The 10,531-nt window shown below is 43.1% G+C and carries 11 protein-coding genes; all 11 read left to right on the top strand.

Features of this window, described 5'->3' with window-relative positions:
* The first annotated feature begins 225 nt into the window (after window positions 1-225).
* The 11 genes from urtA to AAC000_RS04250 all read left to right on the top strand — a co-directional run bounded on the left by urtA (window position 226) and on the right by AAC000_RS04250 (window position 10,480).
* Window positions 226-1,512 carry an urea ABC transporter substrate-binding protein gene (gene urtA, locus AAC000_RS04300; protein WP_339720410.1) on the top strand — a complete coding sequence of 429 codons (1,287 nt, stop codon included), beginning with the start codon at window positions 226-228 and terminating at the stop codon, window positions 1,510-1,512.
* Between the two features lie 127 nt (window positions 1,513-1,639).
* Entirely contained in the window at window positions 1,640-3,277 is a 1,638-nt protein-coding gene (urtB, locus tag AAC000_RS04295; RefSeq protein ID WP_339720409.1) for an urea ABC transporter permease subunit UrtB, read from the top strand.
* The gene (urtC, locus tag AAC000_RS04290) at window positions 3,277-4,422 is read left to right on the top strand and encodes an urea ABC transporter permease subunit UrtC (RefSeq protein ID WP_339720407.1); all 1,146 of its coding nucleotides are present in this window, start codon (window positions 3,277-3,279) and stop codon (window positions 4,420-4,422) included. The genes urtB and urtC overlap by 1 nt, the downstream gene beginning before the upstream one ends.
* Complete coding sequence (gene urtD / locus AAC000_RS04285; RefSeq protein ID WP_339720405.1) at window positions 4,419-5,228, top strand: urea ABC transporter ATP-binding protein UrtD; 810 nt, start codon at window positions 4,419-4,421, stop codon at window positions 5,226-5,228. Before urtC ends, urtD begins: the two co-directional genes overlap by 4 nt.
* 1 nt (window position 5,229) lies before the next feature.
* On the top strand, window positions 5,230-5,925 hold the full coding sequence (gene urtE / locus AAC000_RS04280) for an urea ABC transporter ATP-binding subunit UrtE (protein WP_339720403.1): 696 nt from the start codon (window positions 5,230-5,232) through the stop codon (window positions 5,923-5,925).
* Window positions 5,926-5,968: 43 nt separating this feature from the next.
* A complete protein-coding gene (locus AAC000_RS04275; protein WP_339720401.1) occupies window positions 5,969-6,859 on the top strand; it encodes an urease accessory protein UreD in 891 nt (296 codons plus the stop codon).
* A gap of 58 nt (window positions 6,860-6,917) precedes the next feature.
* On the top strand, window positions 6,918-7,220 hold the full coding sequence (gene ureA / locus AAC000_RS04270; RefSeq protein WP_339720399.1) for an urease subunit gamma: 303 nt from the start codon (window positions 6,918-6,920) through the stop codon (window positions 7,218-7,220).
* A 38-nt stretch (window positions 7,221-7,258) separates the two neighbouring features.
* Entirely contained in the window at window positions 7,259-7,564 is a 306-nt protein-coding gene (locus AAC000_RS04265; protein ID WP_339720397.1) for an urease subunit beta, read from the top strand.
* Window positions 7,565-7,566: 2 nt separating this feature from the next.
* Window positions 7,567-9,270 (top strand): urease subunit alpha, encoded by a 1,704-nt coding sequence (gene ureC / locus AAC000_RS04260; RefSeq protein ID WP_339720396.1) that lies wholly within the window; start codon window positions 7,567-7,569, stop codon window positions 9,268-9,270.
* Window positions 9,271-9,324: 54 nt separating this feature from the next.
* Window positions 9,325-9,786: an urease accessory protein UreE gene (ureE, locus tag AAC000_RS04255; RefSeq protein WP_339720395.1), complete on the top strand. Its 462-nt coding sequence runs from the start codon at window positions 9,325-9,327 to the stop codon at window positions 9,784-9,786.
* A complete protein-coding gene (locus AAC000_RS04250; protein WP_339720394.1) occupies window positions 9,740-10,480 on the top strand; it encodes an urease accessory protein UreF in 741 nt (246 codons plus the stop codon). The genes ureE and AAC000_RS04250 overlap by 47 nt, the downstream gene beginning before the upstream one ends.
* The last annotated feature ends 51 nt before the right edge of the window (window positions 10,481-10,531 follow it).

The following is a 10,531-nucleotide window of genomic DNA, read 5'->3' as shown; positions in this document are numbered from 1 at the left end:
AATAAAAATAGCGCGAGTGCGACAAGTCTAGGTCCTTCGATGTTCATCAGCAAGAGGCATATACAGGCATTAACTAAGTAATTTGACTGATGTCTTTTCAACAAGCTAACCGCAATAATCAATTCATCACTTTTGGTAAGCAAAATATTTAACCGAGTACTTTATTTCGCCAAGTACGTTATTCCAAATGTACTAGGGCTAAGAAGTCATCTACAAGGATCCATCATGAAATTAAGAACGATAATAATGATCAGTACTGTTGTGGTAAACACAGTGTTGGGATCATTCGCCTTTGCACAAGAAGACACCATCAAAGTCGGTGTACTACATTCGTTATCAGGCACTATGGCCATTAGTGAAACCACTCTGAAAGACACAGTGTTAATGATGATTGAAGAGCAAAATAAAAAAGGTGGCGTGTTAGGCAAAAAACTTGAAGCTGTAGTGGTTGACCCTGCATCAAACTGGCCATTATTTGCAGAAAAAACCCGTGAATTATTAGCCAAAGACAAAGTCAACGTGATTTTTGGCTGCTGGACGTCTGTATCTCGTAAGTCTGCGTTGCCTGTTTTAGAAGAGCTAAATGGATTACTTTTTTATCCAGTGCAATACGAAGGCGAAGAATCCTCTAAAAATGTGTTTTATACGGGCGCAGCGCCTAACCAACAAGCGATACCAGCTGTGGATTATTTGATGAATGATATAGGTGCGACTCGTTGGGTATTAGCAGGAACAGATTATGTGTACCCACGTACCACTAACAAAATTCTTGAAGCTTATTTATTAGCTAAAGGCGTAAAAGCAGAAGACATTATGATCAACTACACACCTTTTGGTCATTCTGATTGGCAGGGCATAGTCTCAGATATCAAAAAATTTGGATCTCAAGGTAAGAAAACAGCAGTTGTTTCAACTATCAACGGTGATGCCAACATTCCATTTTACAAAGAGCTAGGTAACCAAGGTATTTCTGCTGAAGATATTCCGGTGGTGGCTTTCTCTGTAGGTGAAGAAGAACTGTCTGGTTTTGATACTAAACCTTTAGTAGGTCACTTAGCCGCTTGGAATTATTTCCAAAGTGTTGAATCTGAAAGCAACGATGCCTTTATTGAACAATGGCAAAAATATATTGGGGATGAAGATCGTGTCACCAATGATCCGATGGAAGCCACCTATATCGGCTTTGAAATGTGGGTTAAAGCCGTTGAAAAAGCCGGTACTACTGACGTAGATGCAGTTGAGCAAGCCATGATAGGTGTCGCTGTACCTAACTTAACCGGTGGCACAGCAGTAATGAATGCCAATCATCATTTATCTAAACCTGTTCTTATTGGTGAAATCCAAGAAGATGGTCAATTCGAAGTGGTATGGGAAACCCCAGATACTGTCATTGGTGATGCTTGGTCAGACTTTTTACCTAGCTCTAAAGATCTCATATCTGATTGGACTGCCCCAGTAAGCTGCGGAAACTTTGATGTCAAAACAGCTAAATGTTCAGGTCAAAACTTCTAAGTTTTATGTGTGAGGACGGCGACTGATAATATTTTAGTTCTTTCAGTCCCTGGTTGTTCGGCTTCTCATTTTTTCAGGGGAAGTCGGACTTTTTTAGTTCAAACCGACACTTAGCAAGGAACAGGTAATGCACCGACTATTTATATTATTGCTGCTGTTGTTCATTTCTGGGCAAAGTGATGCTTTGCAGGCAGACCTAGATACAAAAGCCAGTGCAGAATTGACTGAGCTGGTTAATCAGTTACCTAAAACTAAATTAGGTAAAATGGCACCGCTTATTCAGAAAATATCCCAGACCAAACAACCGCAAACTCGAGCCGTATTACAATTTATGCTAGACGGCGATTTGTATTTTTTAAGAGCCAATAAACAAGTTGTGCATGCTCAGGCTACCGAGAATCGCCTTTATGAAATTACCGATGTCTTAAGCCAAGAATCACTGACTGCGGTCAAAAAATCGCGACTCTCTAAAGTAAAAACCAACAATCGCTTACGCAGTGCTTTGCGTAATATTATCGCCAAAATCGATTTAACCGACGACAACAAACAAATACGCTTGCAAGCAGTGCAGCAATTACTTAGCTCTCCAAGCAAAGAATCGGCAGCTATCATCACTGAGTTAATAGCAGACGAAAAAGATCAAGAAGTACAATCGTTAATGGCCACTACCTTGTCGTTACAACAACTTAAAGCCGGTGATTTTGATGAAAAAATTGTAGCCCTTAAAGAACTCAGCGGTTCACTAGAGCCCACAGTTAAAAATGAAATGGTACGTTTACTCGCCAACCTGCCTGAGAAAGAATTAACGACACAACAACAAAGCCTTAAAGTCGCCTTAAATAAAGCCTTAGCTGAAATCGAAAACAGTGCCAGCTTCTACAGCGCAATAGAAACCGTATTTTTTGGCTTAAGCCTAGGCTCAGTATTACTGTTGGCAGCAATAGGACTGGCCATTACTTTTGGGGTAATGGGGGTCATCAATATGGCACACGGCGAAATGATCATGTTAGGTGCCTATACCACTTACGTCATTCAAATAGCCTTTCCCTCCATGATTGAATATTCATTACTGATTGCTGTACCCGCAGCATTTTTGGTATCAGGATTTGTAGGGATATTAATTGAACGTGGTGTCATTCGCTTTTTAAAAGGTCGACCACTGGAAACGCTATTGGCCACTTTTGGCATTAGTTTGATTTTACAGCAACTGGTGAGAACTATTTTTTCGCCTCTAAACCGACAAGTGATTAGTCCAGAATGGATGAGTGGTTCTTGGCAAATCAACCCCATCTTTTCTCTCACTTATAATCGTTTGTACATCATTCTATTTTCAATCTTTGTATTTGTGTCTTTGTTGCTGATCCTTAAGAAAACTTCTCTGGGTCTGCATGTACGCGCAGTCTCGCAAAACCGCGATATGGCGCGAGCCTTAAGTATCAAGAGTGACTGGGTAGATGCCATTACCTTTGGACTTGGTTCTGGCATTGCCGGTGTCGCTGGCGTGGTATTAAGTCAATTAACCAATGTAGGGCCTAACCTAGGGCAGGCCTATATCATCGATTCATTTTTAGTGGTGGTATTTGGTGGCGTGGGCAATTTATGGGGCACTTTAGTAGCCGCCATGTCTCTAGGCCTGACTAATAAGTTTCTAGAGCCACTAACAGGCTCAGTTTTAGCCAATATCATCGTATTAGTTGGTTTGGTGTTGTTTATTCAAAAACGACCCAAAGGACTATTTCCACAAAAAGGGCGGTCGGCAGACTAATGAATAACTCTATCACTGAAGACAGCAATCAAAAGTCACTGTTTCGTAGTAAAGATCCTCTGCATCTTACTATTGGCCTTTTATTTATCACCACTGTGCTGGTGACCTTAGGTAATCTCATTTTTCCTGAGTCATCGGCGTTTCATGTGAGCGATTATACCGTCAGTTTGTTAGGCAAATACCTGTGTTATGCGTTACTGGCCTTAGCCGTAGATTTGGTTTGGGGATATTGCGGTATTTTAAGCTTAGGTCATGGCGCATTTTTTACCTTAGGCGGCTATGCCATGGGCATGTATTTGATGCGCCAAATTGGAGATCGCGGTGTATATGGCAACCCAGATTTACCGGACTTTATGGTCTTTCTGAACTGGACCGAATTACCCTGGTTTTGGGCAGGATCCGACAGCGTAATATGGATGGTGTGCATGGTGTTTTTAGGCCCAGGACTATTGGCCTTTATTTTTGGTAGTTTAGCATTTCGTTCACGTGTGAGCGGGGTGTACTTATCAATCATGACCCAAGCGATGACCTACGCCTTAATGTTGGCATTTTTCCGCAACGAAATGGGCTTTGGTGGAAACAATGGTCTTACTGACTTTAAAGAGATCTTTGGTTTTTCATTACAATCTCCTAGTACTAAGTTGGGCCTATTCATTGCCACTGCTATTGCCTTAGCATTTGCATATTGTGCTTGCCATTTTATCGTTAAATCCAAAATGGGCAGAGTAGTCACAGCCATTCGTGATTCTGAAAGCCGAGTAAGATTTGTGGGTTACAAACCTGAGCATTACAAAGTGTGGATATTTGTGGTCTCGGCCATGTTGGCTGGGCTTGCAGGCGCGTTATATGTGCCGCAAGTGGGCATTATTAATCCGGGTGAGTTTTCGCCACTGAATTCTATTGAAATGGTGATCTGGGTCGCGGTAGGTGGAAGAAATTCCTTATACGGTGCAATTATTGGAGCAATTATTGTCAGCTACGCCAAAACACGCTTTACCGCAATTATGCCAGAAGCGTGGCTCTTTGCCTTAGGCGGATTGTTTGTATTGGTGACTTTGTTATTACCTAAAGGCATCGCAGGGTTACTCCCCAGTATTAAACAAAAATTTGCCAAAACAGCTGATGCAGTGGAGGCAAAATCATGACTGCCAATAAAGCAGGATCGCCCCTAACGGCCCATGAAAACATTGTGCCTGATACGCGCCATGGGGTGATTTTATATGTAGAAGACGTCAACCTGAGTTTTGATGGTTTTAAGGCATTAAATAACCTCAACCTCTATATTAATGATGGTGAGTTGCGCTGTTTGATCGGCGCAAATGGTGCAGGCAAAACAACTTTAATGGATGTGATTACTGGTAAAATCCGCCCCGATACTGGCAAGGTAAATTTTGGACAACAAGTCGATTTATTACAGCTGGATGAATCAGAAATTGCGCGGGCGGGTATTGGACGAAAATTTCAAAAACCCACTGTTTTTGAAGAATTGTCGGTATTTGAAAATATTGAACTGAGCCTTAAAGGTGATAAAGGTATTTGGACCGCCTTATTTCACAAATTAAGCGGCGAACAAAAAGACCGCATCGGTGAGATTTTACACACTATTGGCTTAGTGGCTGAGTGTCACTATCCAGCAGGTAGATTGTCACACGGGCAAAAGCAATGGCTTGAAATTGGCATGTTATTGGCCGCAGAACCAAGAGTGTTGTTGGTGGATGAGCCTGTAGCAGGTATGACAGGGCAAGAAACCGAACGTACTGCAGAATTACTCACCTCTTTGGCAGGCGAACACTCAGTCGTGGTAGTCGAACACGATATGGCTTTTGTGCGTTCAATCGCCAGAAAAGTATCAGTATTGCACCAAGGTTCGGTCTTGGCGGAAGGTACTATGTCTGAGATTCAGGCCAATCCCGATGTAATCCGTGTGTATTTAGGTGAGGAGCAAGGTTAATATGATCACATTAAGCGCAGTCAATCAGAAATACGGCGGCACCCAGATTTTATGGGACTTGGACTTGACCATTAAACCAGGCTCTCGTACCTGCATTATGGGCCGCAATGGGGTCGGCAAAACCACTTTGTTGAAAACCATTATGGGGCTGCTGCCTATTAGTTCCGGCAAACTCACTTTTGGTGATAGAGATATCAGTAATAGTTCAGTTGAATTACGCCCTGACATTGGTATAGGCTATGTGCCTCAAGGGCGGCATATCTTTCCGCAGTTAACCGTGGAAGAAAACTTAACAGTCAGTTTGAATTGTAAGCGTCAAACCAGTAAAACCATACCAGAACACGTATTTGAACTGTTTCCGGTATTAAAGGAAATGTTACATAGACGTGGCGGTGATTTGTCTGGTGGTCAGCAACAGCAACTTGCCATTGGACGCGCTTTGGTACTCAATCCAGAGGTGCTTATTTTGGATGAACCAAATGAAGGCATTCAGCCCAATATCGTGCAGCTAATCCGTGACGTCTTACTTAAATTAAATAAGGAACAAGGCATGACCATTATTTTGGTCGAACAAAAATTGCCTTTTGCCCGAGCCGTGGGTGAAGAATTTGTATTGATGGAAAAAGGCCAAGTCATTTCGTCTGGCCCGATGACAGGGCTAACAGATGAGCTGGTGGGCCAGTATTTAGCCGTTTAAAACAGTGCTTACATTGAGTAACGCTCCTTAACTTAGGTAACCGATGACCGAAGCAGCAATAGATAGAGTAAAAAGTCAGTGGTTAGCAAGCTTAGAATTGCAGTTGGGTCACTCATCTTATGGCACCCAACTGACAAAAACCAAACGTTGTGGTCCCTTAACAATTCAAAAAGCCTTTTATCCTGAAGGTAGAGATTGCGCACATTTGTATTTGTTACATCCACCAGCTGGCATAGTGTCAGGTGATGAATTACAGGTAAAAATTGATGTGCAACCTAAGGCGCACACACTCGTCACCACACCTGGAGCAAACCGCTTTTATCGAGCCCGTACTAATTTAGACATAGGTGATCCTAAGCAAACTCAAGTGACCCAAATTAACTTAGACGCGAATGCCAAGTGTGAACATTTCCCTCTTGAAACTTTGGTGTATAACCAAGCCAATGGGGTGAATAATGTTGCAGTAAAACTCCACAATTCCAGCGTCTACTGTGGCTGGGACATGACTTGTTTAGGCCTGCCTAGCTCAAACGAAAATTTTACTTCTGGGCGTTTTACACAACTCAATACACTATACTGTGACGACATTCTGATTTACCACGATAAAGTATTGATAGAACCCAAAACTAACATTCAACATCACGCCGCAGGATTAGCCGGCAATACAGTATTTGGCACATTTCTAGCTTATGCTGGCTGTGAACAGGTCAGTCATGAACAAAGGTCACAACTGATTGAAGAACTTAGAGAAGTAGTGGATAAAAATAATGCCAACACTTTAATTAGTATTACCGATATTCGGCAACTGTTAGTGATACGTTATTTAGGGCAGCAAGCCCATGAGTGTAAAGGATTATTTATTGAACTTTGGAAACTAATACGTCCTTTGTATATCGAAAAACAAGGCGTACAACCCAGAATTTGGTTTACCTGAAGCGTTAGGCCTGTTGAGCCCAGCTCTTAAATGTATAGTCACAAATGTAGAGATTAAGATGGATTTATTACCAAGAGAAAAAGACAAACTGCTATTGTTCACCGCAGCATTATTAGCCGAACGCCGCCTTAAACGTGGGGTTAAGCTTAATTATCCTGAAGCTATGGCCTATATTTCTATGGAAATCATGGAAGGCGCACGAGATGGTAAAACAGTGGCAGAAATGATGGACTATGGCCGAACCTTATTAACTCGAGACCAAGTGATGGAAGGCATTGCAGAACTTATCAAAGAAGTCCAAGTTGAAGCGACCTTTCCTGATGGCACTAAGTTAGTCACGGTCCACAATCCCATTGTTTAGACACTTTTCATGAACAAATTATATAAAGGCCGCAAAACATGATCCTAGGCGAAATCAAAACAGACTCAGGCGAGCGTGTACTCAATGTTGGCCGCGAAAAGATTGCCATCACAGTTGCCAATTCAGGTGACAGACCCATACAAGTGGGCTCGCACTATCATTTTTATGAAACCAACGCAGCACTGAGCTTTGATCGCGAAAAGTGCAAAGGTTATCGCCTCGATATTACGTCAGGCACAGCAGTTCGCTTTGAGCCGGGGCAAGAACGTCAAGTTACCTTGGTTCCTTTTGCTGGAAAGCGCCATGTATATGGCTTTAGAGCCTTAGTACAAGGAGCATTATAATTATGGCCAGTATAGATAAACATGCTTATGCGCATATGTTTGGTCCCACAGTGGGCGACAGAGTGCGCTTAGCTGATACCGATTTGTGGCTCGAAGTAGAACAAGACGCCACTACCTATGGCGAAGAGGTCAAATTTGGTGGCGGTAAAGTGATCCGTGACGGTATGGGTCAAAGCCAAGCCTCATGTAAAGATACGCCTGATTTGGTGATCACCAACGCCCTAATTGTCGACCACTGGGGCATAGTCAAAGCCGACGTAGGTATTAAAGATGGCCGCATCGCTATCATAGGTAAAGCGGGCAACCCTGATATTCAAGACAACATTGATATTGAAGTGGGTCCTGGTACTGAAGTGATAGCCGGTGAAGGTCAAATACTCACAGCTGGTGGCATCGACGCTCATATTCACTTTATTTGCCCACAACAAATTGACGAAGCTTTGATGTCGGGTGTCACCACTATGATAGGTGGCGGCACAGGACCTGCTACAGGTACCAATGCCACAACCTGCACACCGGGACCTTGGAACATTCACAAGATGTTGCAAGCCACCAACGATTTCCCTATGAATTTTGGCTTTTTAGGCAAAGGCAACGCCAGTTTACCTTTGGCCTTAGAAGAGCAAATTGAAGCTGGTGTTTGTGGCCTAAAACTCCATGAAGATTGGGGCACTACACCTGCGGCTATAGACAACTGTTTATCGGTCGCCGAAAAATACGACGTGCAAATTGCTATTCATACCGACACCTTAAATGAATCCGGTTTTGTGGAAGACACCATAGGCGCATTCAAAGGCCGAACCATACACACCTACCACACTGAAGGTGCTGGTGGTGGGCATTCTCCCGATATTATCCGAGCCTGTGGTGAGGCCAATGTCTTACCCTCGTCAACTAATCCAACACGTCCTTACACCATCAATACTATTGATGAACATTTGGATATGTTGATGGTATGTCACCACTTGGATCCATCGATTCCAGAGGACATTGCCTTTGCCGACTCACGTATTCGTAAAGAAAGTATCGCCGCCGAAGACATCATGCACGACTTAGGTGCCATTAGTATGATTGCTTCTGACTCACAAGCTATGGGTCGTGTGGGTGAAATGATCACCCGTACTTGGCAAACAGCCCACAAAATGAAACAACAAAGAGGCCCGTTAGCCCCAGATACGGAGCGTAATGATAATTTTAGGATCAAGCGTTATATCGCCAAGTACACTATTAACCCTGCAATCAGCCACGGCATTAGCCATGAAGTAGGCTCAATTGAAGTAGGTAAATTGGCCGATTTAGTATTATGGAAACCGGCCTTTTTTGGCATTAAACCGTCGATGATCATCAAATCGGGCTTTATTGCTGCGGCGCCTATGGGTGATGCCAATGCCTCAATCCCTACGCCACAACCCGTTTATTATCGCCCTATGTTTGGGTCATTTGGTAGCGCTTCTGCAAAAACCTCTATGACTTTTATGTCTAAGGCGTCTATCGACTTAGGGGTGCCCGAAAAAATCGGCATGACTCGTATGGTGGCAGAGTGTAAAAACACCCGAAATATCGGCAAAGACGACATGATCCACAACAGCTGGCAACCAGAAATTGAAGTCGACGCACAAACCTATGAGGTACGAGCCAATGGCGAACTACTTACCTGTGAACCCGCCACTGTATTACCATTAGCCCAGCGCTACTGTTTATTTTAATTGTGCTGCGTAGAACGTTCTATTTTGTACAATACATTAGGAATTAATTAAAACATGTTGCAAGCTTTTGAACGCCTCTCTCACAGTCATGATCCCATTGATGATTCAGTCACCTTAGATCATGACACCCGAAAAAAGGCACGTATTAAAATCACCACTGACCAAGGACAAGACTTGGGCATTTTTATGCAGCGAGGCCATCCTTTGCTGGTGGGAGAAGTACTAAAAACCGAGTGTGGTTTGCTTATTGCGGTAAAAGGCAAAGCAGAAGAAGTGTCTACAGCTATCGCCACCGACTGGATGGACTTCAGCCGCATTTGTTACCACTTAGGCAATCGCCACACCACTTTGCAAATTGGTAAGTTATGGGTGCGCTTTAAACCCGACCATGTATTAGAAGAATTGGCAGAAAACTACGGTTTATCAATTAACCGCACACCGGCGATTTTTGAACCTGAGAACGGAGCATATGGAAGCCAAAGTCATGGCCACAGTCATTCCCATTCACATGACTAAAAACAGCATGAGTCAAAACCCTTTGCGTCTTAACAGGTTACTGCAACTATGCAGTGCTAATTTACCTGTAGGTGGGTTTTCGTTTTCTCAGGGGTTGGAATATGCAGTAGAAATGGGCTGGGTGCATGACCCAGCGTCTACCAAAGAATGGATCGCTTTTAATTTAAGCCAGTCCATTGCACATACTGACTTAGCCTTGTTAAATCGTTTACAAAAATCCTTGGCAGAGGATGACTTTGTTAGTTTTCATCAATGGAATCAACACGCTTTAGCATGCCGTGAAAGTAACGAGTTATATTTAGCCGATGTCGCTATGGGTAAAGCTTTGATGCGTTTGCTCAAAGATATTCAAGGCATAGACAGTCAGCAATATGTTGCGTTAATTAAAGAGAAAGAAATCAGCTTTGTGAGTGCCTTTGCTTTAAGTGCTTATCTATTTGGCCTTGAACTCACCACCATGCAAAGTGGTTTTTGTTGGGCTTATATTGATAACCAAGTGGCAGCAGCCACTAAATTAGTGCCATTAGGACAAACCCAAGGGCAAAACTTGTTATTCGAATTAAGCGAACAAGTTGAACATGCGATTGAACAGGCCAATCAGGTGAATGATGATAATATTGGAGCCAGCTTACCGCGTTTAGCCATGGCCAGCGCCTGGCATGAAACCCAGTACACGCGTTTATTTCGGTCTTAGCTTCTAGCTTCTAGCTTCTAGCTTCTAGCTTCTAGCTTCTAGCTTCTAGCT

Origin of the sequence: uncultured Paraglaciecola sp. (assembly GCF_963977085.1) — a bacterium.
GTDB lineage: Bacteria > Pseudomonadota > Gammaproteobacteria > Enterobacterales > Alteromonadaceae > Paraglaciecola.
Note: the sequence above shows the minus strand (reverse complement) of the source record. Positions and strands in the feature narration are given on the sequence as shown.

Excerpts from the sequence above, each read along its gene's own strand:
- urtA (WP_339720410.1), top strand. The coding sequence starts at position 226 with ATGAAATTAAGAACGATAATAATGATCAGTACTGTTGTGGTAAACACA.
- urtB (WP_339720409.1), top strand. The coding sequence starts at position 1,640 with ATGCACCGACTATTTATATTATTGCTGCTGTTGTTCATTTCTGGGCAA.
- urtC (WP_339720407.1), top strand. The coding sequence starts at position 3,277 with ATGAATAACTCTATCACTGAAGACAGCAATCAAAAGTCACTGTTTCGT.
- urtD (WP_339720405.1), top strand. The coding sequence starts at position 4,419 with ATGACTGCCAATAAAGCAGGATCGCCCCTAACGGCCCATGAAAACATT.
- urtE (WP_339720403.1), top strand. The coding sequence starts at position 5,230 with ATGATCACATTAAGCGCAGTCAATCAGAAATACGGCGGCACCCAGATT.
- AAC000_RS04275 (WP_339720401.1), top strand. The coding sequence starts at position 5,969 with ATGACCGAAGCAGCAATAGATAGAGTAAAAAGTCAGTGGTTAGCAAGC.
- ureA (WP_339720399.1), top strand. The coding sequence starts at position 6,918 with ATGGATTTATTACCAAGAGAAAAAGACAAACTGCTATTGTTCACCGCA.
- AAC000_RS04265 (WP_339720397.1), top strand. The coding sequence starts at position 7,259 with ATGATCCTAGGCGAAATCAAAACAGACTCAGGCGAGCGTGTACTCAAT.
- ureC (WP_339720396.1), top strand. The coding sequence starts at position 7,567 with ATGGCCAGTATAGATAAACATGCTTATGCGCATATGTTTGGTCCCACA.
- ureE (WP_339720395.1), top strand. The coding sequence starts at position 9,325 with ATGTTGCAAGCTTTTGAACGCCTCTCTCACAGTCATGATCCCATTGAT.
- AAC000_RS04250 (WP_339720394.1), top strand. The coding sequence starts at position 9,740 with ATGGAAGCCAAAGTCATGGCCACAGTCATTCCCATTCACATGACTAAA.